Source organism: uncultured Stenotrophomonas sp., assembly GCF_913778665.1.
GTDB lineage: Bacteria > Pseudomonadota > Gammaproteobacteria > Xanthomonadales > Xanthomonadaceae > Stenotrophomonas.
This window is the reverse complement of record NZ_CAJYVQ010000009.1, coordinates 125,172-149,583: the sequence shown is the minus strand read 5'-3', so window position 1 is coordinate 149,583 and position 24,412 is coordinate 125,172. Positions and strand designations below refer to the sequence as shown.

At 63.0% G+C, this 24,412-nt stretch carries 38 protein-coding genes and 1 tRNA gene; 10 read left to right on the top strand and 29 right to left on the bottom strand.

Features of this window, described 5'->3' with window-relative positions:
• The 25 genes from QZ853_RS13050 to QZ853_RS12930 form a co-directional block, all read right to left on the bottom strand.
• Positions 1-363: a DUF3168 domain-containing protein gene (locus tag QZ853_RS13050; RefSeq protein ID WP_262088606.1), complete on the bottom strand. Its 363-nt coding sequence runs from the start codon at positions 361-363 to the stop codon at positions 1-3.
• Positions 360-863, bottom strand: a complete 504-nt coding sequence (locus QZ853_RS13045) for an HK97-gp10 family putative phage morphogenesis protein (RefSeq protein WP_295573901.1) — start codon at positions 861-863, stop codon at positions 360-362. The genes QZ853_RS13050 and QZ853_RS13045 overlap by 4 nt, the downstream gene beginning before the upstream one ends.
• On the bottom strand, positions 856-1,191 hold the full coding sequence (locus QZ853_RS13040) for a phage head closure protein (RefSeq protein ID WP_262088607.1): 336 nt from the start codon (positions 1,189-1,191) through the stop codon (positions 856-858). The genes QZ853_RS13045 and QZ853_RS13040 overlap by 8 nt, the downstream gene beginning before the upstream one ends.
• Positions 1,188-1,667 (bottom strand): head-tail connector protein, encoded by a 480-nt coding sequence (locus QZ853_RS13035; RefSeq protein WP_295573895.1) that lies wholly within the window; start codon positions 1,665-1,667, stop codon positions 1,188-1,190. The genes QZ853_RS13040 and QZ853_RS13035 overlap by 4 nt, the downstream gene beginning before the upstream one ends.
• A 1-nt stretch (position 1,668) precedes the next feature.
• Positions 1,669-2,139: a hypothetical protein gene (locus QZ853_RS13030; RefSeq protein ID WP_295573892.1), complete on the bottom strand. Its 471-nt coding sequence runs from the start codon at positions 2,137-2,139 to the stop codon at positions 1,669-1,671.
• A gap of 61 nt (positions 2,140-2,200) precedes the next feature.
• Positions 2,201-3,451, bottom strand: coding sequence for a phage major capsid protein (locus tag QZ853_RS13025; RefSeq protein WP_295573889.1), 1,251 nt, complete (start codon positions 3,449-3,451; stop codon positions 2,201-2,203).
• Positions 3,452-3,462: 11 nt separating this feature from the next.
• Complete coding sequence (locus tag QZ853_RS13020) at positions 3,463-4,305, bottom strand: head maturation protease, ClpP-related (protein WP_295573886.1); 843 nt, start codon at positions 4,303-4,305, stop codon at positions 3,463-3,465.
• The gene (locus QZ853_RS13015; RefSeq protein ID WP_295573883.1) at positions 4,283-5,545 is read right to left on the bottom strand and encodes a phage portal protein; all 1,263 of its coding nucleotides are present in this window, start codon (positions 5,543-5,545) and stop codon (positions 4,283-4,285) included. The genes QZ853_RS13020 and QZ853_RS13015 overlap by 23 nt, the downstream gene beginning before the upstream one ends.
• 8 nt (positions 5,546-5,553) lie before the next feature.
• Positions 5,554-7,434 (bottom strand): terminase TerL endonuclease subunit, encoded by a 1,881-nt coding sequence (locus tag QZ853_RS13010; RefSeq protein ID WP_295573880.1) that lies wholly within the window; start codon positions 7,432-7,434, stop codon positions 5,554-5,556.
• A complete protein-coding gene (locus QZ853_RS13005; RefSeq protein ID WP_227844817.1) occupies positions 7,391-7,768 on the bottom strand; it encodes a hypothetical protein in 378 nt (125 codons plus the stop codon). The genes QZ853_RS13010 and QZ853_RS13005 overlap by 44 nt, the downstream gene beginning before the upstream one ends.
• Before the next feature lie 474 nt (positions 7,769-8,242).
• Positions 8,243-8,482, bottom strand: a complete 240-nt coding sequence (locus tag QZ853_RS13000) for a hypothetical protein (RefSeq protein WP_295573875.1) — start codon at positions 8,480-8,482, stop codon at positions 8,243-8,245.
• Positions 8,483-8,668: 186 nt separating this feature from the next.
• Positions 8,669-9,013 (bottom strand): DUF1064 domain-containing protein, encoded by a 345-nt coding sequence (locus QZ853_RS12995; protein WP_295573873.1) that lies wholly within the window; start codon positions 9,011-9,013, stop codon positions 8,669-8,671.
• On the bottom strand, positions 9,010-9,486 hold the full coding sequence (locus QZ853_RS12990; protein ID WP_295573871.1) for a lysis system i-spanin subunit Rz: 477 nt from the start codon (positions 9,484-9,486) through the stop codon (positions 9,010-9,012). Before QZ853_RS12990 ends, QZ853_RS12995 begins: the two co-directional genes overlap by 4 nt.
• Positions 9,483-9,797, bottom strand: a complete 315-nt coding sequence (locus tag QZ853_RS12985; RefSeq protein ID WP_032129818.1) for a hypothetical protein — start codon at positions 9,795-9,797, stop codon at positions 9,483-9,485. Before QZ853_RS12985 ends, QZ853_RS12990 begins: the two co-directional genes overlap by 4 nt.
• Complete coding sequence (locus QZ853_RS12980; protein ID WP_295573867.1) at positions 9,794-10,282, bottom strand: glycoside hydrolase family 104 protein; 489 nt, start codon at positions 10,280-10,282, stop codon at positions 9,794-9,796. Before QZ853_RS12980 ends, QZ853_RS12985 begins: the two co-directional genes overlap by 4 nt.
• A 126-nt stretch (positions 10,283-10,408) precedes the next feature.
• Complete coding sequence (locus tag QZ853_RS12975) at positions 10,409-11,191, bottom strand: hypothetical protein (RefSeq protein WP_295573864.1); 783 nt, start codon at positions 11,189-11,191, stop codon at positions 10,409-10,411.
• A 106-nt stretch (positions 11,192-11,297) separates the two neighbouring features.
• Positions 11,298-12,002, bottom strand: a complete 705-nt coding sequence (locus QZ853_RS12970; protein ID WP_295573862.1) for a hypothetical protein — start codon at positions 12,000-12,002, stop codon at positions 11,298-11,300.
• A 141-nt stretch (positions 12,003-12,143) separates the two neighbouring features.
• Entirely contained in the window at positions 12,144-12,347 is a 204-nt protein-coding gene (locus QZ853_RS12965) for a hypothetical protein (protein ID WP_295573860.1), read from the bottom strand.
• Positions 12,344-12,712 carry a Ref family recombination enhancement nuclease gene (locus tag QZ853_RS12960; protein WP_295573857.1) on the bottom strand — a complete coding sequence of 123 codons (369 nt, stop codon included), beginning with the start codon at positions 12,710-12,712 and terminating at the stop codon, positions 12,344-12,346. The genes QZ853_RS12965 and QZ853_RS12960 overlap by 4 nt, the downstream gene beginning before the upstream one ends.
• Positions 12,712-12,906: a hypothetical protein gene (locus QZ853_RS12955; protein WP_197567669.1), complete on the bottom strand. Its 195-nt coding sequence runs from the start codon at positions 12,904-12,906 to the stop codon at positions 12,712-12,714. Before QZ853_RS12955 ends, QZ853_RS12960 begins: the two co-directional genes overlap by 1 nt.
• Positions 12,903-13,574 carry a hypothetical protein gene (locus QZ853_RS12950; protein ID WP_295573850.1) on the bottom strand — a complete coding sequence of 224 codons (672 nt, stop codon included), beginning with the start codon at positions 13,572-13,574 and terminating at the stop codon, positions 12,903-12,905. Before QZ853_RS12950 ends, QZ853_RS12955 begins: the two co-directional genes overlap by 4 nt.
• Positions 13,564-14,457, bottom strand: coding sequence for a helix-turn-helix domain-containing protein (locus QZ853_RS12945; protein WP_295573846.1), 894 nt, complete (start codon positions 14,455-14,457; stop codon positions 13,564-13,566). The genes QZ853_RS12950 and QZ853_RS12945 overlap by 11 nt, the downstream gene beginning before the upstream one ends.
• Before the next feature lies 1 nt (position 14,458).
• Positions 14,459-14,770, bottom strand: a complete 312-nt coding sequence (locus QZ853_RS12940; RefSeq protein ID WP_295573844.1) for a winged helix-turn-helix domain-containing protein — start codon at positions 14,768-14,770, stop codon at positions 14,459-14,461.
• Positions 14,767-15,297: a phage regulatory CII family protein gene (locus QZ853_RS12935; RefSeq protein ID WP_295573841.1), complete on the bottom strand. Its 531-nt coding sequence runs from the start codon at positions 15,295-15,297 to the stop codon at positions 14,767-14,769. Before QZ853_RS12935 ends, QZ853_RS12940 begins: the two co-directional genes overlap by 4 nt.
• Positions 15,298-15,406: 109 nt before the next feature.
• Complete coding sequence (locus QZ853_RS12930) at positions 15,407-15,880, bottom strand: YdaS family helix-turn-helix protein (RefSeq protein WP_295573839.1); 474 nt, start codon at positions 15,878-15,880, stop codon at positions 15,407-15,409.
• 88 nt (positions 15,881-15,968) lie between these two features.
• Here QZ853_RS12930 and QZ853_RS12925 point away from each other — a divergent pair, with 88 nt between their 5' ends.
• The 6 genes from QZ853_RS12925 (at position 15,969) to QZ853_RS12900 (ending at position 18,161) form a co-directional block, all read left to right on the top strand.
• Positions 15,969-16,667: a LexA family transcriptional regulator gene (locus QZ853_RS12925; protein ID WP_295573837.1), complete on the top strand. Its 699-nt coding sequence runs from the start codon at positions 15,969-15,971 to the stop codon at positions 16,665-16,667.
• A 169-nt stretch (positions 16,668-16,836) separates the two neighbouring features.
• Positions 16,837-17,028, top strand: coding sequence for a hypothetical protein (locus QZ853_RS12920; protein ID WP_295573835.1), 192 nt, complete (start codon positions 16,837-16,839; stop codon positions 17,026-17,028).
• Positions 17,025-17,240 (top strand): hypothetical protein, encoded by a 216-nt coding sequence (locus tag QZ853_RS12915; RefSeq protein WP_295573833.1) that lies wholly within the window; start codon positions 17,025-17,027, stop codon positions 17,238-17,240. The genes QZ853_RS12920 and QZ853_RS12915 overlap by 4 nt, the downstream gene beginning before the upstream one ends.
• Entirely contained in the window at positions 17,237-17,509 is a 273-nt protein-coding gene (locus QZ853_RS12910) for a hypothetical protein (protein WP_295573831.1), read from the top strand. Before QZ853_RS12915 ends, QZ853_RS12910 begins: the two co-directional genes overlap by 4 nt.
• 109 nt (positions 17,510-17,618) lie before the next feature.
• A complete protein-coding gene (locus tag QZ853_RS12905) occupies positions 17,619-17,861 on the top strand; it encodes a hypothetical protein (RefSeq protein ID WP_295573829.1) in 243 nt (80 codons plus the stop codon).
• Positions 17,862-17,948: 87 nt separating this feature from the next.
• Complete coding sequence (locus QZ853_RS12900; RefSeq protein ID WP_295573827.1) at positions 17,949-18,161, top strand: hypothetical protein; 213 nt, start codon at positions 17,949-17,951, stop codon at positions 18,159-18,161.
• Positions 18,162-18,241: 80 nt separating this feature from the next.
• On the opposite strand, the gene QZ853_RS12895 is transcribed toward QZ853_RS12900, so the two are convergent.
• A complete protein-coding gene (locus QZ853_RS12895; RefSeq protein WP_295573825.1) occupies positions 18,242-18,934 on the bottom strand; it encodes a hypothetical protein in 693 nt (230 codons plus the stop codon).
• 58 nt (positions 18,935-18,992) lie between these two features.
• On the opposite strand from QZ853_RS12895, the gene QZ853_RS12890 reads away from it, so the two are divergent.
• The 4 genes from QZ853_RS12890 to QZ853_RS12875 all read left to right on the top strand — a co-directional run bounded on the left by QZ853_RS12890 (position 18,993) and on the right by QZ853_RS12875 (position 21,558).
• The gene (locus QZ853_RS12890; protein ID WP_295573822.1) at positions 18,993-19,496 is read left to right on the top strand and encodes a hypothetical protein; all 504 of its coding nucleotides are present in this window, start codon (positions 18,993-18,995) and stop codon (positions 19,494-19,496) included.
• Positions 19,493-20,074, top strand: coding sequence for a hypothetical protein (locus tag QZ853_RS12885; RefSeq protein ID WP_295573820.1), 582 nt, complete (start codon positions 19,493-19,495; stop codon positions 20,072-20,074). Before QZ853_RS12890 ends, QZ853_RS12885 begins: the two co-directional genes overlap by 4 nt.
• Entirely contained in the window at positions 20,071-20,388 is a 318-nt protein-coding gene (locus QZ853_RS12880; protein WP_295573818.1) for a hypothetical protein, read from the top strand. The genes QZ853_RS12885 and QZ853_RS12880 overlap by 4 nt, the downstream gene beginning before the upstream one ends.
• A 180-nt stretch (positions 20,389-20,568) precedes the next feature.
• On the top strand, positions 20,569-21,558 hold the full coding sequence (locus QZ853_RS12875; protein WP_295573815.1) for a tyrosine-type recombinase/integrase: 990 nt from the start codon (positions 20,569-20,571) through the stop codon (positions 21,556-21,558).
• Here the strand turns inward: QZ853_RS12875 and QZ853_RS12870 are convergent, their stop codons facing one another.
• The 3 genes from QZ853_RS12870 to QZ853_RS12860 form a co-directional block, all read right to left on the bottom strand.
• On the bottom strand, positions 21,559-22,392 hold the full coding sequence (locus tag QZ853_RS12870; RefSeq protein WP_295573812.1) for a DUF2971 domain-containing protein: 834 nt from the start codon (positions 22,390-22,392) through the stop codon (positions 21,559-21,561).
• A 113-nt stretch (positions 22,393-22,505) separates the two neighbouring features.
• Positions 22,506-22,599, bottom strand: a tRNA-Ser gene (locus QZ853_RS12865).
• A gap of 281 nt (positions 22,600-22,880) precedes the next feature.
• Positions 22,881-24,284: an ATP-binding protein gene (locus QZ853_RS12860; protein ID WP_295573810.1), complete on the bottom strand. Its 1,404-nt coding sequence runs from the start codon at positions 24,282-24,284 to the stop codon at positions 22,881-22,883.
• Between the last annotated feature and the right edge of the window lie 128 nt (positions 24,285-24,412).

The window sequence follows — 24,412 nt, the reverse complement described above, 5'->3', positions numbered from 1 at the left end:
TCAGCGCAGCTGCAGGAGCCGCACGTCGAATGAAATGCCTACCGAATCCGTGCCGTCGCTGTCGGGCGTCGGGTTGTACGACTCGATGCTGCCCACGCGCTCCACCACGTCCCGGATAGCGACGCCAACGCCGTTGGCTTGGCTGAGGACCTCGCCCCATACAGTCATGCGGACCCGCCAGCCGTCAGCCGGAGGCGGTTCGGACAGCATCGCAGTTGGCGAGCCGTTGACCACTTCCCACGTCGCGTAGGGGAGCGGCGTGTTCTGAGGCGCACTACCCAGGAACAGACGGACAGGGTCGCCGAGCACCTGCCGGACGGTCGCATCGTTTTCCAGCAGGGATTGGATCAAAGGAACCATCATCGCCAGCCATCCTTTTTCAGCTGCTTGTCGAGCGCCGCCCAGGTTTCATTGATGATCACCTGTGCCGCCTCCGGCCCTTTCGTCTCACCGGCGGGTGTGAGGAAGGGAGAGGCCCGCATGTTCTTGGTGCCGAACTCCACGAACCGCCAGTAATAGGCCCACCCAGACTCCTCGTAGACCTTCCCAACGCGACCACGGCGCCGGTTGCGCTTGGTGTTGGCGTACTTGCGGCGGCGCCCAGTCTTAACGCCTACGGTGAAGTACTCGCCGCCTTGGCCTACACCTGCTCGCTGTCGGCCCTTGGCGTTGGCCCTGCGCGTCACGATCTGCGAGGTCATGAAGCCCGATGCTTTCGGCGCGCGGCGCCTGGCGTCGTCCCGGATGACATTGCCGCCCTTGCGCATGCCGGCCTGTACCGCCCTCCCTTGGATGGCCTCCGAGGCCTCCCGCAACGAGCGCAACAGGCCATCCAGCCCCTGAATTGACACTTGCTCAGCCATTGCTCAACCCCGCTACGGCGATGATCGCGATCTCGCTACGGTCGTTGCTGGGTGCGATGCTCTTGATATCGAAGGCGCGGCCACGAAACACGATCCGCCACTGTGGATCAACGTCACGCGGCCGGATATCGAACCGAACCTGCTCCCGGTAGCGCTCAGCGCCGGCGGCGACCGCTTCCGTCGTTGCCGCAAGGTTGTTGGTGGTCTTGGCCCACACGCTCACAACCTCGACCCACACCGGCTTGCCTGGGCCGCCTAGGGGGTCGCGCCCATCTGTTTTGCGCTCGAAGCGGATACGGTGCTGCAGGTCGCCATCAAGAAGCGTCATGGCATCATCACCCTTCGGTATGGACGCAGAAGGCTCTTGGCGCCGTTGGGAAGCTCTACCGCCTGAGCGCCCACAATCACGTCCGTGCGGTTCGCATAGAGGTGGCCGAGCGTCAGCAGGATGGCAGAGAAGATGCTGGGATTCGCAACAACGCCGTGGATGCAGGCCTCCGCCTCTGCCGTCGCCTCGCGATGGGCAACAGCTGCCAGCCGCAGCGCGGCAGTGCGCTCGTCCCCATCCTCACTGAACATCGCGTCTGCCAGCGCCTGGCTTTTTGCAAGTGCAGCGGCCTTCATTGCGGCTGGATAGCTGCTCCTTGCCAAAGCCAGCGCGGCGGCGTCTTGGTAGATCCGCCGATTGAGGTATGCCTGTGCAGCATCCTGCGCGCCGGCAATAGCCTCCTTCAGCTGTTCCTCGGGGTAGTCCGCCTCAACCCGCACATGTGAGCGGGCTTGTGCGAGTGAGACGATGGGCATATCAGTCCTTCTTTCCTTCAGCCAGTGCGGCGGCCAGCTTCTCCGCGCCCCAGCGCTTGTCGAATGGGATGCCAGCGGCTTCCAGCTGCGCAATCAAGGCGGGCTTATCGCCAGCAGCGATCTGGCCCTGATCGTCATCGCCGGACAGCCTGTCGACGGTTTCGGCGATCAGCGCCTCGCGTGCGCTCTCCTCGAGCGCATTCCAGTCCTCCACCGACAGTCCCGAAGCTGCGTGTGCGCGGCCAACCACCTCGCCCAACGACAGGACTCTGCCGTCGGAAAGCTCGAAGCTCTCCGGCTGAACACTGGATCCCACCAGGAACGGGGACGGTGTATCGACCACCAAGCTGAGCGCACCGACAGAGAGTGCGCCGGCCTCCAGCTCGGGCGGGCAGTCATCGCCGGCAACGAACTGGACGGGATAGATCTCGCCTTCCGGCACTCCACGGAAGGGCTTGATGAACTTTGCCATTACGGCTCCTCGATCACAGGGTGGATACCGGGCGGCGCGGGGCCGCCCGACGGGTGGGTGATCAGGCCGAAGCCGCGATCTTGAGGGCGCGCATCGGCTCCGGGTTGTGTACGCCGCCGCCCACGCGCTTGGTGGTGTAGAACATCACGTAGGGCTTGTTCGTGTACGGGTCGCGCAACACGCGCACGCCCTTGCGGTCGTACACGGTGTAGGTCTGCTTGAAGTCACCGAACAGCATGGCGATCGCATTGGCAGCCACATCCGGCGTCGCCGCTACGTCCTGCACCGGGAACCCAGCCAGGGTGGACGGCTGGCCGGCCACCAGCGACGGCTGCCACAGGTAGTTGCCCTGCCCGTCCTTGAGCTTGCGCACGACGCCCTGGGTCTTGCGGTTCATCGCGAACTTCGCGCCGGCGGTGAAGGCCGAGGGCAGGTCGTACACCAGGTCGATGATGCTGTCGCCGTTGATGCCGGCAGGCACGCCGCTGTTGACCGCCTTGATGGCGCCGAACGGGTGCTTCGCCGCGTTGGCACCGCCCTCCACGTAGGTCAGGATGCCGAACGGCTTGTTGACGCCGTTGCCAGAGAAGAACGCATCGCCCTCCTGCTTGGCGAACTCCAGCTCGACCTCGCCGGCCAGCCATGCCTCCAGGTCAATCTCAGCATCGTCCAGCAGCTGCTGGGTCGCCGCCGGATTGGCGTAGATCTCGCCCCAGCCGAAGCTGAGCGGACGCAGCTTCGCCGTTGCGGTCTCCGGGCGGGGATCTTCTTCGCCCACCCAGCCCGACGAAGTGCCGCCGGTGTTGTAGAGCTTGGTCAGGCCCGCCCCGGAGCACGGCTGCACGTTGGCCAACTGGCGCATGTCCGAGACGATGACCAGGCGGTCGGTGATGGAGCGGTCCCATTCGACCGGTGCCAGGTAGCCGCCCTCATCGGCCGCGCCCTTGTTGAGGGCCGCCTGCACTTCACCCTTGCGGAAGTGTGCACGGAACGAATCGGTGTATTCGGCGTCGGCAACGCCGCTGCCGGTGCTGCCGCCGCCCATCTGGAACGCGGCCATCTGGGTGTTGGCCTGGTCGACCGCGGCCTGCAACCGGGTGATGTCGGCGTTGATGTTGTCGACCTTCAGGGCCTGCAGTGCATCGGCGCTGCCCTTCTTGATCTCTTCGAGCTGCTTGGTGTGCTCGGCCTTGAACTCGGAGAATGCCTTGTTCAGAGACTCCACCAGCGCCTTCACGTCGGGCTGGCTGCCACCATCGGCGTGCACGGAAACGAGGCCGCGCGGGACGCGGCCGTGGGTCATCTTGGTCATGTGTTGGCCTCTTAGGCTTTGATGTTGTCGAGAAGGCCCTGCAGCAGGGCCGAGGTTTCGTTGCCGCCAGCGCTCGGCGTAGCGGACCCGGCAGCGCTCGGCTTGCCGTTGAACAGCGATTTCAGAGTGTCGCGTCGCATGGATCGGGAGTGGCCTGCCTTGGCCATCGCCGCTTCGACCAGGGCCAGAGCCTTGCGCCCACCCGATGCCTGCTTGGCATCCTTGGTGGCGGCAGCGCCGTCCAGCAGCCCATCGGCAAACCCGTCCTCCACCGCTTGGGCGGCGCCAATCCAGGTCTCTTCGTCCATCATCCGCGCAGCTTCGGCCTCGGTGACTCCCGAGCGGGCCGCGTAGACCTTGGCCATGGCTGTGTCGAAGGGCTCCAGCAGCCTTGCCGCGTCGGCCATATCGTGCCGATTGCCGATGGCCACCGCCCAAGCGTTGTGGATCATCAGGAACGATCCGTCGCCCATCAGGATCTCGTCACCGGCCATCGCGATCACCGACGCCGCCGACGCGGCCAGGCCCATGACCTGGACGGTCACTCTGCCCTGGTGCTCGCGCAGCAGGTTGTAGATAGCGACACCTTCGAAGAAGTCGCCACCGGGCGAGTTGATGTGCACCACCACGTCTTTCTCGCCGATCGCGCGAAGGGCGGCGCTGATGCGCTTGGCGGTGACGCCGGTTCCCTCCCAGTTCTCGCCGATCGAGTCATAGATCGAGATGCTGTTCGCGTCGTTGCCGGCGGCGCGAACTTCGGGCTCCCAGCGTTCGAGCGCGTCAGGACGCATGTCGAACTGGGCGGCGCCGAGCCGTCGCTCGGCACGGATTTCAGGCAGCTGCCGGAGGCTCATTGCTCTTTCCCTTCTGTGTCATGGGGTTGATCAGGTCATTGGCCCCGGGCTGGTCCGATTCCGGATAATCCAGCAGGTCGCGGACCTCGTTCTGCGTGTGGAACGGCGCCGTACCGCCGGAACCGAGCGCGGCCTTGAAGAAGTCCGCCTGATCCTTGAGCGTGCCGCGCATCAGCGCCCGCACGTTGAACTTGGGCTGGTAGCGCTCCAGGTCCCGCTCGTCGATCAGCGATCGCGCGACCGCCTGCTCCCAGTTGGTGAAATGCTCCAGCATCGTGTACTGCAGGAAGAAGATGCCCAGCTGCTCGATGCCGGTGCCCCAGCTGGTGTCGCTCAGGAACAGGAGCGGTCGGGGCACGCCGTAGAGCCTGGCCACCTCCTCCACCTGTGCGCTGCGGTTCTCGACATGCTGGGCCTCTTGGGCGGTGCTGCCGAACTTGTTGGCCTTGGCGTTCTCCTCCAGCAGCATCCAGCGCTGCGCCGCGGCGGCGCCGGCATATTCGGTGTCGAGGGACGTGCGCATGCGCTCGTAGGCCACGTCGCTGAGCGCATTGGGCACCTCGATGGCACCACCGGCCATGTTGCCGGTCTCAAAGATCCGACTCGCTGCCTGTTCCGCATCCAGCGCCAATCGGATAGCCCGATCTGCCAGTTTCATTCTGGACAGGCTGGTCACGCCGTCCACGGATAGGTCACGGATGTGCAGCACTTCTTCCTGCTTGAGGATGACCTCGCCACGCTTCTTGCTGTTGAACCGGTAGAGCATGCGCCAGTCGTCGCCCAGCTCTGCCCGCACCGCTGGGGAGTCAAGCGGGATAAGGTGGATTGGCCGGCCTGCTGACCACACGATCCGCGCGTAGGCATCCCCGTGCCGCTGCCTGGCCAGCTCCATCTGCCGCTTGAACTCCAATGGCGTCTGCCACGGATTCGGCTTGATCTTCAGCAGACGGTGCGCGGGATGCTCGTCGGCTATCCGCTTCTTCCTGCCCGACTCGACCAAGTTCAGGGGCAGCATGCCGATGGTTCCGCAAATCAGGGACAGGCAGCGGAGTACGGCCATATTGCGCAGCTGGTAGCCACCACCGCCGTGGCCGCCCTGTGATCGGATGAACTCCAGCAGCGCCGGATCAGTCATCCCCGTGAACTGGCCGGCCTCAGCGCGTGCGCCATGAGGCGCCGGCGGCGGCGGGTTCCAGAGACGGTCCAGCGACTTAAGGTCTTCTTCGTTGAACCTGGACATTGCGTTTCCTATAAGAATCGGATGCCCCGCTGCTCATAGACAGAGGCGGGCGCGACAGATGAATGTGCGGAGCCGAAGGCCATCACCACCGCCACAGCGGCGTCGATCTTGTTGACCGAACGCGCCTTGGACAGCCAGCGGTTCTCCCATTTGTCGCTCTCAATGACGGCCGACATGATTGCGGACACCAACACGGGGTTTCCGAGCAAGCGGACGCGGCCTTCAAGGAGGGCCTCTTCGAACAACCTGAGCGATCCAGGCATCCAGAGCCCTTCCGGCGGCGGCTTACAGGCTGCGGCGGCTGCCTTCACTGCCGCCTCCGTTGGCTTACCCTTCTTCAGGCCGCCCTGCGGATGCTCCACGAACGACACCGAGAGCCCCAGCTCTTTAACTTCCCCTTCGAACTGTCGGAACGCGTACCGGTCGTAAGCCACTTGGACAACTTCGAAGTCCCGGTCGTACTCCGCGACCGTCTGCGCCACATGTCGGTAGCTGATCGTCTGGCCCGCTGGCGCGTGCAGGTGGCCCTTTGTGATCCAAGTGCTGTAGGGCAGCTTATCGCGCAGTTCGCGCGCCTTGACCGTATCTCCCGGTGTCCAAGCCTCCACCCACGCATCGAACGTGGGTTTGTTGACCAGCGTTTTCTTGCCCTCGACCTCTACCAGGACCTCCTTCGATCCGGTCTCCACCACCGCACCTAGTGCCGTAATGTCGCGGTTCTGCGACAGGTCCAATCCGAGATGGACGCGCTTGCCATGATGCTGCGCCTTGTCGAACGACTGCATCGCAGGTTCGACGACTTCGCGGCTCATCCACGCCTGATCGGCATCGGTCCACATGCAGAAGTTGAGTCGCAGGATCTCGTTGAGCTTGCTCGGAATCTGCTTGGCCAGATCGACACGGGCCCGCAGATACTCTTCCGTGATCGTGATGCCCAGCATCGGGTTGGCCTTCACCCAGCATCGAGGATCCTCCAGCGGGTCATCGCCCTCATCGAGGGCGCATACGAACGAGAACGTGCGGTCGTCAATGACATCGCCGACGAAGGTCGGATCGTTCACGGCCTCGTGGTGACCAGCTGCAACCTTGACCGCATGCTCATGCTCCGCCCAAGCAACGCTGTTCCGGTCGCTGCCCGAATTGGTGATCATGAACAGCAACGGTGAACGGCGGAACTTGAAGCCGTTCTCCATCATTTCGATGATCTTGCCGTCCGCCATCTCATGCACCTCGTCGGCCAGGACGAAGTGCGGTCGGTAACCCGAGCCAGTCTTGCCAACGTCACGGGAGGCCGGCCGGAAGTAGCTCTGCGACTTGTGGTGGGCGATGTTGTATTCCTTGCCCTCGCCACCAGAGAACTCAAGTCGCTTCTTCAGCGCCGGCGACGCCTTCACCATCTTGACCGCGTCGCGGAACAAAATGCCAGCCTGGTCCTTGTGCGAGGCCACCGCGTAAACCTGGGCGCCGGCCTCCTGATCGGCGCAGAGTCCGATCAGCGCGATTCCGCCCGCCATGGGCGACTTGCCATTGCCCTTGCCCTCCTCGATGTATGCGCGACGAAAGCGCCGCGTGCCGTCCGCCAGCTTCCAGCCGAACAGACTGCCAATCTTGAAGGCTTGGCTGGGATGCAGCTTGAACGGCTTGCCCTCGAACTGGCCTTCGCTAAGCCGCAGTACCTCCTCAAAGAAGGCGATCTTCTTGTCGGCGGCTTCCCGGTCGAAGTACAGGCCCCGCTCGTGAGCGTCCTCCAAATCTTTCAGGTGCCGCCGGCAGGCATTGCGCACATGGGGCCCCGCCACAATTCTGCCTTCAACTACGGCCAGCGGGTACTCGCTGGTCCGGCAGTTAGAAATGCTTGTCGTCCGGGTCTTCGTCTTCGCCTGAGCCATGATTCACTTTCGTCTCATCCACCGGGGTGGCGCCGAGCTTGGATAGCAGTGAGCCCAGCGCCTGCATCGCGGAAACACCCATCTCGGGGTCGGTCGCCATTCGCGCGGCCAAGATGCAAACCTGGCGAAGCAGGAGGCGGTGCCCGGCGTGCAGCCAGGGCATGTTCTCCACCTGCTCTTTCCAAACGGCCACCTGCTCCTTGGTCATGCCCTTGTACGGAGCGCCGATCGCTTTCGGCCCCTTGGGAGTCTTCCGATTTCGATGCCGTTGCGGATTCTTTGCCGCAGCGCCAGAAACCGCCGCCTTCGCCGCTGGCGTACGGGGATTTGCCATCTTTTCCCCACCTTGAGGGGGTCGTCTTTCCAACTGTGGATGCGCGAAGAAAGGGGGGCGCACGTATCGCCGGGCGCTGGACCCAAACTTTTGAGTCCCCCTCCCCTTCTCGTTCAGCTTTCTGTGGATAATTCCACACCCGACGGCTGGCCTACCTGCTCGGCCAGCCGTCGGCGTCGCACCCCACCACCGCGTGCTGAGCGTTGCCGAAACCGCCATCCTCGCGGGCCGTCTTCCTGCTATGGCAGCTGATGCACATCGTCCGCAGGTTCTCTGGGGCGTTGTTGTTGGGGTCACCGTCCACATGGTCGACATGGGCTTGGCCCCGCCCACTGCAGAGCACCCCGCAACCCTGCTCCTGGCATCGGTACAGGTCCCGGACCAATATGGTTTCGCGCAGCGCGCGCCAGGCACGGCTGTTCGTCGGCAATGCGCGCTTGGCTTGCCGGTTGCCTGCCAGCCCTCGTGCAATCATCAGTACGGCTTCCCGTCCAGATCGAGGCGCGCGGTCTCGGCACCTTCGTCCTGCACTGGTGCGCCGGCCTCCTCGCCCAACAGCTGCGCCACCGCCTGCACCAGCAGCCCCACGTGCGTGGCCAGCTCAGCGATCTGCTTACCCTGCTGCTCGATGATTCCGACCAGTCGGTCGATCCGACTGTCGGCGCTGCCCTCGATCAGCCCCGCCATCGCAGCGACAGCAGCAGCGCGCGCCACCTCCTCAATCCTTGCAGCGTCCATCACCAACCCTCGTCGTTCGCAGTACCAGGCTGCGGCGTATCCACCGCTCGACCCGCTCCCAATTCGGTTCCATGCCCGTGGCCCGGGCAAACCAAACCATGGCAGCCAGATACCACCGCAGCCACCAGCGCAGGCGGACCGACGCAGTCACTGTCGCGTGCATCAGAAGTCCTCCACATGCCAGCCACCGCCATCCCTCTTCGGCTTCATCTTCACTGCAATGAAGCGGAACGGATACATGGCCGCGGCTATCTTGATCTTGGCCCTGGCATCGTCCTGCCAGTGCCCTTTCACCTCGTGGCACTCCATGACGCCGTCGGCTGCCATGACCGCAAAGTCCGGGGTGTAGAACGTGTTATCGGCCAGGCGCAGCTTCATGCCCTCGAACCGGTGCCACTGCACCTCGCCTGCCGCCTGCAGCGCGCGCAGCCGCTCGGCATACGCGGCCTCGGTCTTGTTCATCTCGCCGGTCTTCAGCCGACCCAGCGCCAGCACGCGGCGGTTCATTGCGTCACCGGTTGCCGGTCAGCCGCGATCACTGCTTGGCTGGCGCGGACGTGGTCGTCGGCGTCGCGGCCGATTTGAACAGCAGCTCCCGCAACCTCTGCTCGTAGTTCGGCGTGCGCATCACGTTCGACGGCGCCGGCGACGGCTTGGGACAGGAGGCTGGTGCTGCAGGTGGCGATGTCGTCGCGCAGCTGGAGACGCCCAGCGCGCAGGTCAGCCACCACAGCAGCAGGGACGGTCGCGGCCGCAGTGCGGTCTTCTTCATGCTTAGCTCCAATGTCGGCCAGCTGCAGAGCCTTGTTCTGCTCGGTGGCACGGGTCTGGTTCACTTGGTCGGCGACTGCCGATGCGCCGGCGGCGCGCAGGGTGGCGTCGCTGGCATCGGCCCGGTCGCCACGCCAGGCCCACCCAGCACCGAACATTGCGCCTGACCACAGGACGAAAGCAGCAACCGCGATGGTGATCCGGTTCATTCGGACCCTCCTGCCCTGATGGTGTCGCTGTCCGGGTCAAACGGCGGCGGCTCCAAGCCGGCCGCTCGCATCAACCCTTCCAGCCGGTAGATGTGGCGGATCAGGCGCAGTTCCCTAGCCTCCATGCGGCCAACCCGTTCGCCCAGCCGGGTCACTTCCTCGCGCATCAGCTGGATCACGTTGACCTCGGCCCCTTCTCTGGCTGTCTCTACAAACTGCTTGCGCCACCACAGCGCCACACCGCCAGCCCCAACCATCAGGCCGCCGACGGCGGTGCCGATTGCCTGCCAATCCACGTCGACCCCAATCATGGCGCCACCGTCCCGCCTGCCTTGCGGTACACCGCCAGCAGGTCGGCCAGCTTGTGTTCGTGCTGGCCGTAGCCCGCGCCGGGCAGGCTCGCCCAAGTCTTGCGGACGCCCTTGATGGCTTCCTCGATCTTCCCCGCTTGGATCAGCGGCAGCGCGCGGCGCTCCCGGATCTGCTGCAGCGCAATCAGGTCCTGGCTCAAAGGCGAGAAGTCCTTCAGGCCGAGCGTCTTCTTGTAGACGTCGTAGTAGCGGCGCAGCAGCTGGTAACGACCGGCTGCCGTGGACTGGACCTTCAACCTGGGCAGATCCACCAGCACGCGCGGATGGTCGGCATAGCTCTTGAACAGTTGGCCGCCAACGATCACGTCATAACCGCGGTCCCTGGTGGGCTGCTTACCGTTGTCCGTACCTTCGGACCAGGCCAGCATATCGAGGAAGGCCACGACGTTCACGCCACCAGCCTCTTTCGTGTTGATCTTCGCCATTGATGAACCATTTGAGTGCCCGCTCTTGCTGCCGGTTAGGCGGGAGGGTTAGTCCCAAGGCGGACAAAAAAAAGGCCCCTGACGACGTCAGGAGCCCACGGAAGAGCTCTGGCTAGTTCGCGCCTGCTAGGCTACGACACGAAACGCGAGCAGCTCAGGAACGTTCTCGAACTTAAATTCACTTACTCCCACTCGGCCCAGGTTGTCGCGGAAATTCACGAAAAGACCAACGTCTTTCATCAACTGAGGCACCACTCCGTCGCTACGCTTGACCTCTACTTCAAAGCGATCGCCAGTTTTTAGCCTGCCACTGTAAGACTTCGAAAGGACTGCCGTACAAGTTACCTCAGTAACATCAATAGCTGCCCCTGTGTTCTTTATCCAACACCGAAACAGCACCCCTGTTTCATATCTGTAAGGGTTGAAATCAACAACTGAGAGTTGAGGCAAAGACATAGCTTCGCTTCGCGCTGTAGATTCGCGACTCTGCTCCATATCAAAGCTCAACTGTTTCCTAGCTGCATCAACCATGTCGGCTTGATGCGCAACTGACGCCCTAAGCTCTTCAACCTGCTGGTCCAGAGAATCCGATTGCATTTGCAGAGCCCTAGTGTTCTGTTGAAGCTCAGCTCCTTGCTGAAAGTAACCGCAGACCAGCCAAAGTAGCGCAATTGGGCCAAAGGCGCCGGCTAGGAAGTCCCCTATTTCATTCGGAGCCAAATCCGAGACTACCGACCAGTTCTGATAAATGTATCTACCTAAAAAAAGAAGATAGATAAGAGTTACAACCGTTCCAATCCAAGTTGCAAGCTTTGATACTTTAAAATCTTCTTTAGTGTTAGACAAACGATTCTGCATAGCATCCACACCTCCTCTGAAGAGGTGTGGAAGATAGCTGTTCTCGACCATCGAAATCTACTTTTCCAATTTGCGGATCTGAGCCCCGCCGTTGCCGGGGCTCGCCAGCAGATTGTGCCAAGAATGCCCCTTATAGCGGTGACCTTGGAAGTCATCGCTATACATCCTGTGTAAGTGCCTTACTGAACTGCTTGGCAGCGCGCGCCTCGGCGGCGCGGAAAGTGGCCAGCATCCACTCATAGACAGGTCGCCAGAACCGGCTGTAGGCCGACCAATCGGCTCCGATGGCAGCCGCACGCTTACGGCCGCTCAGGTGCTCAAAGCCGCTTCCGCCACAGTCCCCGCAGCTCACAATGCCCGCTCCGGCCGGATCCGGCAGAACCTTCTTCCCAGCGCAGCGCGAGCAATCGCATGCACCGGCCATCTCGGCGATAACCGCCCCAGCCAACACCCCGAGTTGCTCCATCGTGTTGTTCGGCCATGCCGCCGAGCGCGCATCTTCCAGCGCCTGTTCGGACCGTCGAACCTCCCGCCGTTGCGTATCCGTAACCACGCCCCCGCACCAGCCCATACTGGCCTTCGCGATCCCGAACTCCGTACGCGCGTCGGCAAGTGCGTGCATCTGTCGAGTGAACTCGGGCGCGACCAACGCAACGACTGCCTGCCGCAGCTGTTCCCGACGGCGCAGACCGCTCTCGGGCCACCACAACGCCTGCAGCAGCTCATGCCCCAGGCCTTGAGGAACGTCTGCCAGCGCGGCAACGATCTCGTGGGTGGAGGGGCCCCCGCCGACCCCATCAAAGCTCATCGACTTAGGGCCAGTCCGGCTGGACAGCAGTTCGCGGGCATCGTTCAGTCGCATTCGCCTTCCCCTTGGTGGTTTGCTCGTGCAGCGCGCGATCGCGCCAGGTGGTTACTCAATACGGCCCTTTTGAGGCCCTCTATCTGGATCAGGTGAGGGTCGATCACGCAGGAACATCCGGCCGGGCCGCGAGTGCGGCGGTCATGCTCGCTGCTCCCCATTCGCCGCGAGGTGCTGCACTTTGCCGCCGCGCGCCTTGAACTGCTCCACGGTCTCGGCTGGGCAACCGGCGTGCTTCACGGCCTTTGCTCGCTTGGGCCGGGAAACGGTGTTGTGGTCCATCCGGCGCTCGCGTGGCGCCCGCTGGGGATTGACCCTCGGCGCCATGACCTTCGTGTTCTTCATGCTGCTGCCCTCAGTTCGTTGATGTAGGTCTGGTTTGCAATCAGCTCATCGTCTGAGCCGTACGTCTCGTGGAAGGTCCGCGAGCCATCCATCAGGCTCGGGCCGTATATCTGGCGCATCGTCGCGAAGGTGTTCTCCTCCATCGGGTAGCGCTGGTGGTGCCACTTGCAGAGGGCGAAGCCGTACATGTGCCCGCGCCGCAGGTTCCCGCTCTTGGTGTGGTTGTAGTCGCAGCCGTAGACCACCAGCTCCGGCTCCAGCAGCTCCTGCATCTGCAGCGCCAGGCAGGCCATGCACGGGCCGGTCTTGGCCAGCTCGATGCGGGCGCTCTCTTCCCTCGTCGGTGGTGGTGCCTTCGACCACATCAGCGCAGCTCCGGGATCGGGCCTGCATAGCGGGTGATCGGGATCTGGCGCATGCCATCGCGCCACACCCGGGTGCCACGGGTGGCGTACAGCACCAGCGGCTTGATCCCGTACCCATAGGCCAAATACCAGCCGGCCACCGCCACCGGCTCGCACACCGGGCGAACTTCCAGTTCGACGTGGTCCTGACTCATGCCGCGGTGTCCTGAGCGGAGCCGAACAGCTCCGCGATTTCGGCCAGCCGCTTCCGCGTGCGTTCGTTTGCTTCCGGGCTCGCCTCGACTCGGCCGGCCAACAGCGCCAGCGGGTTGAACGCCGGCGTGGCCGGTGGCAGCGACAGGTACTGGGCCACCTGCTCGTGCGCCAGGCGGCCAGCGCTGACTGCTTGCTGCAGCGCTGCGTCGCGGGCGCTAGCGTCGTGGCCCAGCGACGGCTGGTAGACGGCGCAGCCGCCTGCAGCGCGCGCCTCCTTCACCAACCGGGTATAGACCTCCAGGAATGCGGCCCGGCCCGCAATCTTGTCGCCGGCCTCTACCAGCGGCAGTGCCGCAGTCCACGCATCACGGGTCTGCTCGCTCCACACCAGAGTCACCGCCTCGTCAGCGGCGCGGATGGCCACGGCCCAGGCTTCATTGGGTGCCGGGTGTCCGTCGTCAATACGCTCCATGATCGCGGCCAGGCTGAGCTTGCCTTTCACCTCGCGGCGGCAGGCGGTCAGCGCGTTGGCCAGGACCTGCAGCGGGTACATGGCCAGGTCGGCCACCATGTAGGCCGCAGCGGCCGGGCGGATCTGCTCGCCCATCACCTCAGCCGTGGCCACCAGCATTTCGACCAGCCTCTCCTGATCGGCATCACTGAGCATTGGCGCTCCCCTTCATGCGTCGCAGCAGCGCCTTGGCGTCGTCGACGGCCGAGGCGTTGGCCTGGGTCTGGTCCTGCTGCAGGGCGACGGTGGCGGTCACCTGTCGACCGGTGGCCCACTGGGTCCGGTACGCTTCAGCGCCGGCCAGCAGCACACCCAGGTCGTGCATGCGCTTCACGGCGTACTGCTCGTTGACGCTCACGAACCACCCAGCCACCAGCGGCGCCTCGTCACGTCCCAGCCGCTTCACCAGATCCCGAACGTTGGTGTTGACCTTGGCGTTGCGGACGGGGTCCACGCCGTGGCGATTGCGGTAGGCGGCTCGGTAGGCGCCCCACGTCGCTTTGCAGGCCAGCTGCATCTGCTCCTCCAGCTCCGCCTTCGTCGGCGGCGTCGCCACCGGCGGCGCAACTGTCGGTTCATCTGACGGTTCAATGGGGGTTATATGACGGTTAGGCGGCACGGGGCGCACCTCTAGACCTGCGCCCGCTGCCTCACCCCCTGCGCCGGGCGCATCCCCTTCTGCACCGGGCGCACCCCCTGCGTGGGGCGCAGCACCTGCGCCCGGTGCAGTACCGTTCTTTGCGGTCTTGCGGGTGCCCTTGGACGGCGCAGCGGCAGCGTTGAACTTAGCCGGTGTGACGGAATAGACCGTGCTGCTGTTGAACCGGCGATCACGGGCCAGCAGGCCAACAGCCTCCAGATGATCCATGGCACTACGTACAGCGCGCGCCGACATGCAGCAGCGCGCGGCGATTGTGCCAACCGCCGGCCAGCACACGCCGTCGTCGTTCGCCTGATCAGCCAGCGAGATCAGCACCGCCTTCTGCGTGACGCTCAGGCCCTGCAGCGGCCAGCACTGCGACATGATGATGGTCGACATGTCAGAGCCCCAGCGTCAGGTTCTCGCCCGGCGCAACTGGCCACCAGGTGCATGCGGGCTTGCCGGTGGTGGCGCACGGCGCGGTCGGGCCGCGCCAAATGCGTCCCTCGCGGGCCAGCTCGGGCAGTCGGCGACCCAACATGTGGCGGTCAAGGCCAGTCAGCGTCGACAGGTGCAGGCTGCTCTGGCCAGGGTGGCGGATCACCGCAGCCTCGGTCTTGGCGTGCTGGACACGCAGCGCGCCGCTTTCGGCGAGCGCGGCGGCGGCGATGTGACTGGACTGTGGATCGGTGTAGCGGGCCGGGTGGTTCATTGACGCGCCCTCCCCTTCGCCGCAGCGCGCGACACATTGCGGATCAGCCGGTGTGCCATCGTGATGAGCGAGTTGGCCTCTTCCACCATCAACTTGGCTTCGTCGCTATCGATGTGGTGATCGGCCATTGCCTCCACCGCAGTTCCCGACAGCCGGCCCACCCGTGTAGTGATCTCCAGCAGCTTCGTCTGGATGGCGCCAATCTCGTCCGACCAGCCGTCCTCCGGCGGCGGCGGAACGGTGGCGACGGCCATGCCGAACTGACCGGCCAGCGCCTGCATCCAGTCCAGGGCGTAGTCGTTGCCGCCTGCCTTCTCCTGCATCCATTCGGTCAGCAGTTCGGCGATCTCCATCGTCACCGATTCGCCCTCCAGCCCGCGCAGCTTCGCGCGCAGCGTTTCCGGGTGCATGGACTTGCCACGGCGGTCGGCCAGGAAAGCGGCTGCGTCCACGACACCGCCGGGCGTCTTGCGCACGGAGTTGTAGAGAACGTCGAGCCAGTTAAGTGCGGATGTGCGGCAGGTCATGGGTCACCTTGGGGAAGGCAGTGTTTCAAGGTTTCGGGCCGGGCCCGGGTGGCGCACGATTGGCGCCATGGAGATCAACAAGTCAGGGACGACGGCCAGGGACGGCCTTTCAGGCGGTGTCGACCGGGGCGATGCGGTTCGCGTCGGGATCCTCGTTCGCCGGCCCAGCAGCGGCCTGCGCCTCAACACCGAGCAGACGCTGGATCTGCGGCAGACGGGGCAGGACGCCCTCTTCCGGCCACGCCTCTACCTCTTCCACGGGCAGCTGGAGCAGGGTGGCCAAGTGCTTGTCGCTGGCCATGCCGAGCTTGGCGCGCAGCGCGCGCTTGCTCATGCGGCTATCGATTTCTGCGCGCTGCTTTGCGACTACCTCGGACTGCGATTCCGCCGGATCCGGCCCAAAGACGTCTGGACGGAGCTGGTGGCGGGACACGCCAGTGGCCAGCTCAATTGCGATGCAACGTTCTGCGGGAACGCGACAACGGTCGTACCAGCCGGATACCGACGGCGGCTTGATGCCGAGAAGCTGAGCAAGGGCCTGCTGGCTCCCTGCCGACTGAACTGCTCTATCGAGGGCTGACATGTCCATGAGGTCTATTAGTCCACAGCTAACAGCTTATTGCAAGCTGACAGCTGCACGAATTAGATTAGTTACCAGCTAACCTGCCGCGATGGACATTCGAGAGATCCGCAGCCGCAACTTTCGCCACCTGATCGAGGCCCTTGAACTGAAGGGAGTTAAGGGACGCCGGGATCAAGGCGCCCAGTTGGGCGGCTTCTTGTCGGCGTCCTACGTCTCCCAGCTGCTAGGCGGGAAGTACATCGGCGACGATGTGGCCAAGAAGATCAGCAACGCCTTGGGGAAGGACCACGGCTGGATGGACCGGCCCCAGTGGAGTGAAGATGGAAATGATTCTGTCTCACCAATCCCGGAGAATGAGACGCCGCCCGGCTATGTTCGCTTCGACTTGTTTGAAGGGGGTGCAGGGATGGGCGCAGGGATGGTCAACCAGGACTACCCAGAGGTGGTGAAGACCATCGAAGTTGCAGAATGGGAAGTCCGCAGGAAGCTCGGTTACCTACCCAAGCCAGGCAGGATCCAGATCATCACCGGCCGCGGGCCGTCGATGAAACCCAAGCTCGAAGACGGCGACATTGTTTGGATCGACACCAGTTGCGACTACTTCGACGGCGACGACTACTACCTGATCAACATCGGTGGTGAGACGCAGATTAAGATGCTGCAGAAGCGTGGCGATGGGCTCTATGTCGTCAGCGTCAACACGGACTTTCCCGCCTATAGGCCAGACCCTGGTGATGTGAGCATCCTAGGTAAGGCGCTGATCCACGCAGGACTACGAAAGTTCTAGGAGCGTCCCAATTTGGGACACAGAACGAGCCCCGCTTAGCGGGGCTTTTTCATTAGCCACATTCATAAAATCATTAGCCATTAGCTGTTGACTAATACTTAGTTAGCGGCTAACGTTCGCTCCGCAGCCCACCGTAGCCCCATCCCGGGGCAGGGCGCAGGAGATCAGCATGGCCACCCTTTCCCTAGGCGTTCGCCAGTCGACGCCAACCGTGATTGCCGAAAGCCACACCGCCAGGGTCGTTTCCGACCTGGGCGCCGCCCGCCTCCTCCAGTCCGCTGACGAAGCCGAGCGCTACGCCGGCCAGCTGCTGGACGCTGCCAAGCAGCTGCGCGCCGCGCAGCAGGGCGCAGCTGCATGAGCGCCGCCCTCGCCAACCACTCCAGCGCACAGCGCGCGGCAGCCGCCGCAGGCATCGTCGCCCGCGCCGGGCGCCGCTGGGGCCTCCTCCCCTACCAGGTGGTCGTCGCCGCCAGCATCGCCGCCAATGCCGTCCTGCGGCAGGGCAAGAGCGCTGCAGGTGCGGTCGCTGCGGCCCGCCGCGCAGCGCGCGCGCAGGCAGGTGCTGCATGAGCGCTCCGTCCAAGATCACGGCGATCCGCCACGCAGTGAGCGCTCTGCACGCCGCCGCAGACGACGGCGCCGGCACCCGCCGCTACGCCGAAGCGTTGCAGGAAGCGGCTGAGGCCATCGATGCGCTGGTTGCTGCCGATGAGGACTACGACCAGGCGCGTGATCGTTGGCTCCGCGTGCCAGGCGATCACAGATCGTTCGAGGAGGCGCGCGAAGCATGGGCGCGCCGGGCGGCTGCCCTAGCCCGCATCAAAGGCGGTGCGGCATGACCGACCGCGACTTCTTCGCCGCCATGGCCGTCGGCATACCGCCCATCACCCCGCCCGGAGGCCCGGCGCCAGCGCCGGCCGAGCCCACTGCCGTACAGGAGACCGAGTAATGCGCCATCTGGCCCTGCCCTTCTTCTGCGCCGCCGTCGTCGGCCTGCTCCTCGCCCTGCTCGCATGGGCGCTGCGCAACCACGTCGACCAGGTCGCACTGGCCTGCGCGATCGGTGCCGTGTTCTTCGCATGGCGCTGCTGGGAAGACCTCCACACCACCTGGCCAGAGTTCAAGGCCGAGATGCAGCGCCGCAGCGATGGACGACAGCGCACGCCGCTGATCGCTGACGACACCCACTGATCCCCTGCCCTGCGCTCTCCCCTTGTAGCGCAGGGAACCCGCGCCGGCCGGGTTCCACCAGCCGGCAATCCATTCCAGGAGTCCAGCGTGCGTAGCCAGCTCGACATCTTCGATCACGACCCAGCCCGCATGGGAGCGGCGAACCGCGCCGCCGCCGAGCGTGCACTGCACGACGTGCAGTTCACCGCCACTGTCCGGCAGGAACGCCACGACTACTACGTGGGCGAAGCCGAACGCTGGGAACACCTCACCGCGCACAGCGCGCCCGCCATCACCGATCGCAAGGAGCAGCACGCATGACCGAGCCACCCGCCGCCCTGCCCTCCGTGAAGCACGTCAGAAGAGTGAACCGCTCCAACAGGCGGCCTCCAACGAAGAGACTAAGGGTCCGGAATCAGCGCTTCCTCCTGCGCGTAGTCGGCATGCTCCGCACCGATGAAGTCACCAAAATTTCTCGCTGTGCGAATGCTGTCGCGGAGCGACTCAACCAGCTGCCCCTTCAGCGACAAAAAGTCAATTGGGGTGCCGTTGTAGCCAATGATGACCTCGCGATTGCCGCTGGAGACGCGAGCGAACCGCGAGTCGATCCTAATGCTGGCATCGACGAGCCCCCTGCACATTCCAACGAGCTGCGCGATTTCGCCGCCGAGTGTGCCAGGAAGGTTATGAAGCCGATCCAGAGACTCCTCTGCAGACGGCATGAATGTTCTGCGAAGTTCTGCCAAGACCCACTCTACGGCATCTCGGTTGTCCGGATGAGTCGGGCCATTGGGAATAACTTTGTCAAGGTGACGCAGTACTGCGCCAAGCTTCAGCGGCAGAATAGTAACTTCAACAGCCAAAAGGTTCCCAAGGATTCCGGCAATGCCTTCCCGCAACTGCACCGCTTCTTGGTGCTGTTGCTGAGCGATTCCTTTGGCGTCTTCAGCGATCGCTGCCGCTCGTTGCGAGGTCTTGTTAGCAGAGAACGCAACCAAAATCGTACCGATAGCCGCGCCTACGCCAACAATTACTGCCGCCCAGTCGGCCCAGTTTCCCCACGCCGATTCAAGCGGACAAAACTCGATAGCCATAGATCCTCCCTGTTAGGACGGATTCTGCCACGGCAGAACCCGAAGAGGGGAGCGCCCCATGGCTGACCAGCTGCTCATCGCTGCAATGGTCCACCGCAAGCTCGGCCGGCAGCTGGCCAGCATGTCCGGGGTCGAGCCCGACTCGATCGCTCCCCAGGATGCTTGTCTGTGGGAGGCCCGCGGCCAAGCGCTTCAGGCGCTCGCTGCCGGCGACATGGAGGCCGCGCTGCGCACCATGGGCATGGCCTCCTCGCGGATCATGGAGCGAGACGAAGCATGGGAGATCGCATCTAACGCGGTGGCCGTCCGCATGGCCGCCGGATGGACGCGCGACATGCTGGTGAGCAGCACCGAGGCCGGTCGCGCGCCGTGTGGTCGCGGCTACTACCTGTTCTGCTCCGGAGCCATCGCGGTCTGCTACTTCCCGATGATCTGCATCACCGACATGAACGGCCGCGGCTACCACTTCCATATCGCCCAAGACCTTCTCGACGTGCGAGATCCCAGCCCCTACGCGATCCGTCACCCAATCGTCCCCCAGCAACTGGACCTGTTCGCATGACCGCACCACTGCCCATTTCCCCGGCCACTGCGGTCGAGGCCACCAAGGCATCGTCGCCTGTCGCCGCGGTTGTCTCTGCCATGCGTCGTGTCGATCCTGCCACCGCTGTTGAAGGGCGCGAGGTGCGCGCTTGGGCTGACACCCTGCTGAAAGCGCTCTACACCGCGCAGCCAGTGCGCTGGGAGTACCGCCACAAGGACGATCACCGGCCGGGCTGCTGGATGCAGGCGGACGCCGGCCACGTCTATGCCGCCCATCAGCGTGGGCTCGTTGTCCGCGCCTTGTTCGAGACACCGCGCGTACCCCAGCCAGAGAAGGACCACCACTTCCAGCGGCGCGTGTGCACTCGCTGTGGCATGAGCGAGGACTGGGCCGGCCCAGACTGCTTCCCGCCTGACAAGAAAGTCGAGCCGCGCAGCCTGCTCCCATTCGAGCCCGCCTGGCTGGTCCAGCCACTGCAGTGGCTCAGGGATGCGCCGGCAAACCTCAACGCCTACGACCGACGCCACCGCGCAGAGCAAGCGACCTTCCTCCTGGAAAAGCTCCAGGCCCACATCGAGGAGTGCAAGAAGCCATGACCCAGGAACATATCAGCCACCCGGAAGGGTTGCCGAACTGCGCCGCCGGCCACCGCGCGCGCCACATCCACGACAAGCGCTGCGCTTCCGCCGGCGGGGGCCACCTGGTCGAGTGCGCCTGCAGGTCGACCAGCAAGCATGCCGATCCCGACGCAGCCATCGCGGCATGGCGCCGGCTCAACCGTCCGCCCCGCAGCGCGCGGCCACTGTCTCCGGCGGCCGTCCCCGACAACGTCGTGCAGTTCAACCTCAGCCTCGCCGAGCAGGCGCCGGCTAGGAGGAAGGTCGCGGGAGGCGCCAATGGGCGCCGCTGAAAGACTCGACCTGTCAGGGAAAGACTGGCTCACCGTCGAGGAAGCCGCCCACTACTGCGGCGTCTCAAACAGCCAGTTCAGGAAGAACGCCATGGGCTATGGGCTCACGCCCAGACGCTTCATGGGAAAGCAGTTGTACGAAAAGGCGGCGCTCTATGCCGCGATCGAAGGTGCAGAGGAATGGCAAAGGTTCGACTCTACTGGCGCGGCAGCAAGGCCTACCTCGACTGGTCGGAAGGCGGCGAGCGCTTTCGCCGGTCCATTGGGCAACCTGACGCCCGTGAGGCGGAGAGAATACGTGCCGCGAAAGAAGCAGAACTGACTCATGGGGTCCGGATCTTGGCGCGCCTGCCCAAGGTCCGCGACTACCTGGAGTGGTATCTGGACTGGTACGAGGCCGAGCACCCGACCACGATTTCGAAGGCCAGGAGCGAGGTGAAGCGCTTCATTGAGCGGTTCGGCCACCGGCCGATCGACAGCATCCGAGCGGTCGAGGTGGAGCAGTACAAGCGCTCTAGGTTGCTGGACGACAAGGCGGCTAAGGAAACTGTAGGAAAGGAGATTCGACGGCTGAAGGCGGCATTCAATCGCGGCGTCGAATGGAAAGAGCTAGACGTGAACCCGCTGTCTTCAGTGAAGGCGCCTCGCGGCGTGCGGAGCGTGGCAGTCAAGTTCTATGACCGGGCGGCAATGCGCCGGCTGTATCGGGCGAACCCTGGGCGGGCGCCGCTGTGGCTCTTTATGGCCCACACCGGGCTGCGCCGGGGCGAGATCATCGGTCTGGAAAAGAGTTCGATCGTGGCCGGGCGCCTCCTCGTGGAAAGCGATCCGGACGAAAGCGGAGAGGGCCGCACAAAGTCGGGGAAGTGGCGGGAGGTTCCCCTCAACCGCTATGCCCGGTGGTCTTTGCGGCATCTGCCAGACCCGCTTGTCACGGTTCACAAGGACACCGTGTCGGACTGGTTCAAGAAAGACTCGGAGGAGGCAGGTATCGGTGGGCATTTGCACAGGCTACGCCACACCTTCTGCGCACATATGGTGATGGCAGGTGTGCCATTGCGCCGGGTGCAAGTCTTAGCAGGTCACGCCGATTACGCGACCACGGAAAAGTACTACGCCCACCTTACTCCCGACGGTGACGAGCAAGCTGTAGCGCGCCTTCGATACTGATCACCGGTAGGTTGCCTGAGACCGATCTACCGATACGTCACCAAACCCCGTAGCGCCCAAGAGGATGCGCAGCGATCGCAACTCTACTTGCGCGCGAGGTCCAACGACTATTCTACGAATACCGGGGTCCTGTTCAGGCAGCGGCAAATCGAGGTAGGCGCTAGGATTTGATCCGCGCATCTGGAACCCGACGGAAACGTCGCTGCTGCCCGTTTCAGAAGCATAGAACGTTCGGAATGGATCGCTATCAACAGCAATGCGATGCACCAGCCTCACCTCCTTTTCTTCTTCGAAAGCCGGGTTCTTGAAACCGATCATTTCGAGGAGTAGCTCAACGACTCGCTCAGGGCAATCAGCCGGATTGGCAACGGCTCCCTCACAAAATTCCGGCACTTCCTTTAGCAGCTTATCAATTAGAGACTGCTGCTCAAGATCCTTATACAGCACCCGAGTAGAACGAACCGGCATCGAGTCGAGTTGGTGGGGATCAAATCCGATAGAGAACCCTGAGCCATTCTCTGCATAAGCTCTCCACTGACTCAGCACATCTCCATCAGTGGAAAGGCAGCACGCGGTAGTGATGGAGATGCGGTGGGCCAGGTCGTAGCTCCCCTGGAGGCCCAAGGCAATCTCTGCGGCCAAAGGTGACCCATTACGCTTGAGCCCTTCAATGAGTGCTTGAGTTCCCCAAGCATACTCACTTGAATCGTTCATACAGAGAACGTCACTGAAGCGAAGCTTCTTTCCTTGAAGGATGGCTAGGAAGGTCGCTGGCGAACAGTAGTGATATAGAAGATCGCCTGGCTCAGGCTGGTAGTTCAATTCCCTGATCACTACGAAACCTCCTTGTCGGCTTTACTCGACTGTGCCAACTGTGCCAAAACTGGTCCGAAAGACGGCCTCTTGTGGCACCTCGCACCCTTTACGACGATCTAAGTCGTTGATTTTGGTGACCCCGGCCCGATTCGAACGGGCGACCTTCCCCTTAGGAGGGGGATTTCGTCGCCCGATCAATCAACGACTTACGAAGCGGACGGGTCCGGTGTGGGGCCATTTTCGCTCAAACACCCCCCACAGCTGCTGCAGCCCCGCCCCCGACCGAGGCCTGCGGGCGTCCCTCGATTAACGCTGATCCGACCTCACGATGATCAGCATGGGTCGGTCCAACTCGTCCTGCGCCAGCGGCTTGAGTGTCAGCCTGAAGCAATTTTGATCAGGATGACACAGGATTCTGCTGTTCCCCAATCACGTCATCAATGAACCTCTGAGCGAGACGCGATGCTCACCTTGACAAGAAAAGCGCTACTGCCATCACTAAGTAATCAATCATGGGAGTGCGGCGACGCGGTCGTCTTGCGCCAAGCTGCTGACGCTCCCTGCTTCCCTGGAACCCGTTCGATGAGGCCACTCTTTGCTAGCTTGAGGAACACTTCCTTCATCGTATTCTCGGAAGTGATGCCAGTGAGCTCACGTGCGACCCCATTCTTGATTTCGGGATGGTTCTCCAAGTAGTCCATCACCGACTCTGCCGGCGAGGCCATCGGTTCGTGGCGTATATCCACGAGCACTGAATTTTCCGACTCCTTGATTACCGGTGCTTTTAGCCTCAACTTTTGCATTGCTCTGAATGCCGTATTGAGTCCTTCGCCGATATCCTTGTTAGGAGGGTCGGGGAACTTATTGATCAAACGAACAAGCATCCCATTTCTTGCAAATTGTTCGTGAAGAATGTTCTTGACCGTGACCTGGCCAGGAAGAATTCCAGGACTCTCAACTTCGACACGATTGTCGAATATTCGCACATGCACGTCCGAAGCTATGCTGTAGTCTCGGTGCAGCAACGCATTGGTTAGGATTTCATGCAGGGTCTCAACGGGGTAGACCACTGGCTCGAAACCCTTTGGACCAAGTTTCTGTATGCATTCGATCATCGACGTCGTCTCAGCGACGGCCGATCTAATCATCGTGATGATTGGCCCCTCGATAGATTTTGGCACCCCGGCTAGCGTCTCCCGCGTCGGAACACCGCTAGTAGCGTAGCGATAGAGCTTGATACCCGAGCGCTTCGGAAGCGCGGCTTGTGGCTCTTCCGCGAACAACAGCAAGGCAGCAACCGTCGGCTTGCCTCCTCTGATGAGGTTCTGCTTCTGAAGGAATGCCTTAGGAGTCTGATGGGGCACTACGTTCTTGACGAACTCTTTGAGGACCGACGAATTTGTGACCGAAGAAAGGCTCACATCGACCGTTTGCTTCTCGTAACTCTCTACTCCTTTGGCGAGCCGCAAAGCCTCAAGCGCCGCGCCCTTCACCTCCAAATTCTGGGCACCAAAGCGACGATAGACTTTATTTCCGTGCGCCTTCGCAATTGTGGCCGTGCGGGCCACCTGGATGTGAAGAACTAGGCCCGTAGACCCCGGGGCGCGCAAAAAGCCGTAGGAGAACTCGCCTCCCAGCGGGAATAGAGCTACAAGCGATTGAATATGACCGTTTGCGGCCTCTTGGTCAGCGAAGCCCCTCCAGTACCGAGACTTCATCCCCATGATTTCAGTCTCGGAAATGCCGATGTATAGATCGCCTCCGGCGGTGTTAGCAAATGCCGAAATCGCTATGGATAGCTTCTTCGATGAAACCTCGATCCCCTTTAAATCAGTGAAGGTGTCCTCTTCGAGAGTCAATAAGCGGTCACGCTCTGCACCACTGAGTTCGCTGGCATACACGTAGTCCACAGCCACACCTGTCACTTGGTTGAACCGGTGTGAATCTACATGGCTTTGCCAATTTTAGCCAATTTCACACCGGTTCCAGCCTAAGCAAGTCAGCTCTGCGGCTTGCGACTAGCCGTCACCAGTGGCCC

Excerpts from the sequence above, each read along its gene's own strand:
- QZ853_RS13010 (WP_295573880.1), bottom strand. The coding sequence starts at position 7,434 with ATGGCTCAGGCGAAGACGAAGACCCGGACGACAAGCATTTCTAACTGC.
- QZ853_RS12960 (WP_295573857.1), bottom strand. The coding sequence starts at position 12,712 with ATGTGGTCGAAGGCACCACCACCGACGAGGGAAGAGAGCGCCCGCATC.
- QZ853_RS12965 (WP_295573860.1), bottom strand. The coding sequence starts at position 12,347 with ATGAAGAACACGAAGGTCATGGCGCCGAGGGTCAATCCCCAGCGGGCG.
- QZ853_RS12875 (WP_295573815.1), top strand. The coding sequence starts at position 20,569 with ATGGCAAAGGTTCGACTCTACTGGCGCGGCAGCAAGGCCTACCTCGAC.
- QZ853_RS12915 (WP_295573833.1), top strand. The coding sequence starts at position 17,025 with ATGAGCGCCGCCCTCGCCAACCACTCCAGCGCACAGCGCGCGGCAGCC.
- QZ853_RS12980 (WP_295573867.1), bottom strand. The coding sequence starts at position 10,282 with ATGGCGAAGATCAACACGAAAGAGGCTGGTGGCGTGAACGTCGTGGCC.
- QZ853_RS12990 (WP_295573871.1), bottom strand. The coding sequence starts at position 9,486 with ATGAACCGGATCACCATCGCGGTTGCTGCTTTCGTCCTGTGGTCAGGC.
- QZ853_RS13050 (WP_262088606.1), bottom strand. The coding sequence starts at position 363 with ATGATGGTTCCTTTGATCCAATCCCTGCTGGAAAACGATGCGACCGTC.
- QZ853_RS12975 (WP_295573864.1), bottom strand. The coding sequence starts at position 11,191 with ATGGTCGAGAACAGCTATCTTCCACACCTCTTCAGAGGAGGTGTGGAT.
- QZ853_RS12995 (WP_295573873.1), bottom strand. The coding sequence starts at position 9,013 with ATGAACCGCCGCGTGCTGGCGCTGGGTCGGCTGAAGACCGGCGAGATG.
- QZ853_RS12920 (WP_295573835.1), top strand. The coding sequence starts at position 16,837 with ATGGCCACCCTTTCCCTAGGCGTTCGCCAGTCGACGCCAACCGTGATT.
- QZ853_RS12895 (WP_295573825.1), bottom strand. The coding sequence starts at position 18,934 with ATGGCTATCGAGTTTTGTCCGCTTGAATCGGCGTGGGGAAACTGGGCC.
- QZ853_RS12890 (WP_295573822.1), top strand. The coding sequence starts at position 18,993 with ATGGCTGACCAGCTGCTCATCGCTGCAATGGTCCACCGCAAGCTCGGC.
- QZ853_RS12905 (WP_295573829.1), top strand. The coding sequence starts at position 17,619 with ATGCGCCATCTGGCCCTGCCCTTCTTCTGCGCCGCCGTCGTCGGCCTG.
- QZ853_RS12950 (WP_295573850.1), bottom strand. The coding sequence starts at position 13,574 with ATGCTCAGTGATGCCGATCAGGAGAGGCTGGTCGAAATGCTGGTGGCC.
- QZ853_RS13030 (WP_295573892.1), bottom strand. The coding sequence starts at position 2,139 with ATGGCAAAGTTCATCAAGCCCTTCCGTGGAGTGCCGGAAGGCGAGATC.
- QZ853_RS13035 (WP_295573895.1), bottom strand. The coding sequence starts at position 1,667 with ATGCCCATCGTCTCACTCGCACAAGCCCGCTCACATGTGCGGGTTGAG.
- QZ853_RS13015 (WP_295573883.1), bottom strand. The coding sequence starts at position 5,545 with ATGTCCAGGTTCAACGAAGAAGACCTTAAGTCGCTGGACCGTCTCTGG.
- QZ853_RS12885 (WP_295573820.1), top strand. The coding sequence starts at position 19,493 with ATGACCGCACCACTGCCCATTTCCCCGGCCACTGCGGTCGAGGCCACC.
- QZ853_RS13020 (WP_295573886.1), bottom strand. The coding sequence starts at position 4,305 with ATGAGCCTCCGGCAGCTGCCTGAAATCCGTGCCGAGCGACGGCTCGGC.
- QZ853_RS13005 (WP_227844817.1), bottom strand. The coding sequence starts at position 7,768 with ATGGCAAATCCCCGTACGCCAGCGGCGAAGGCGGCGGTTTCTGGCGCT.
- QZ853_RS13025 (WP_295573889.1), bottom strand. The coding sequence starts at position 3,451 with ATGACCAAGATGACCCACGGCCGCGTCCCGCGCGGCCTCGTTTCCGTG.
- QZ853_RS13040 (WP_262088607.1), bottom strand. The coding sequence starts at position 1,191 with ATGACGCTTCTTGATGGCGACCTGCAGCACCGTATCCGCTTCGAGCGC.
- QZ853_RS12935 (WP_295573841.1), bottom strand. The coding sequence starts at position 15,297 with ATGACCTGCCGCACATCCGCACTTAACTGGCTCGACGTTCTCTACAAC.
- QZ853_RS12945 (WP_295573846.1), bottom strand. The coding sequence starts at position 14,457 with ATGTCGACCATCATCATGTCGCAGTGCTGGCCGCTGCAGGGCCTGAGC.
- QZ853_RS12940 (WP_295573844.1), bottom strand. The coding sequence starts at position 14,770 with ATGAACCACCCGGCCCGCTACACCGATCCACAGTCCAGTCACATCGCC.
- QZ853_RS12985 (WP_032129818.1), bottom strand. The coding sequence starts at position 9,797 with ATGATTGGGGTCGACGTGGATTGGCAGGCAATCGGCACCGCCGTCGGC.
- QZ853_RS12925 (WP_295573837.1), top strand. The coding sequence starts at position 15,969 with ATGGACATTCGAGAGATCCGCAGCCGCAACTTTCGCCACCTGATCGAG.
- QZ853_RS12880 (WP_295573818.1), top strand. The coding sequence starts at position 20,071 with ATGACCCAGGAACATATCAGCCACCCGGAAGGGTTGCCGAACTGCGCC.
- QZ853_RS12930 (WP_295573839.1), bottom strand. The coding sequence starts at position 15,880 with ATGTCAGCCCTCGATAGAGCAGTTCAGTCGGCAGGGAGCCAGCAGGCC.
- QZ853_RS12970 (WP_295573862.1), bottom strand. The coding sequence starts at position 12,002 with ATGCGACTGAACGATGCCCGCGAACTGCTGTCCAGCCGGACTGGCCCT.
- QZ853_RS13045 (WP_295573901.1), bottom strand. The coding sequence starts at position 863 with ATGGCTGAGCAAGTGTCAATTCAGGGGCTGGATGGCCTGTTGCGCTCG.
- QZ853_RS12910 (WP_295573831.1), top strand. The coding sequence starts at position 17,237 with ATGAGCGCTCCGTCCAAGATCACGGCGATCCGCCACGCAGTGAGCGCT.
- QZ853_RS12955 (WP_197567669.1), bottom strand. The coding sequence starts at position 12,906 with ATGAGTCAGGACCACGTCGAACTGGAAGTTCGCCCGGTGTGCGAGCCG.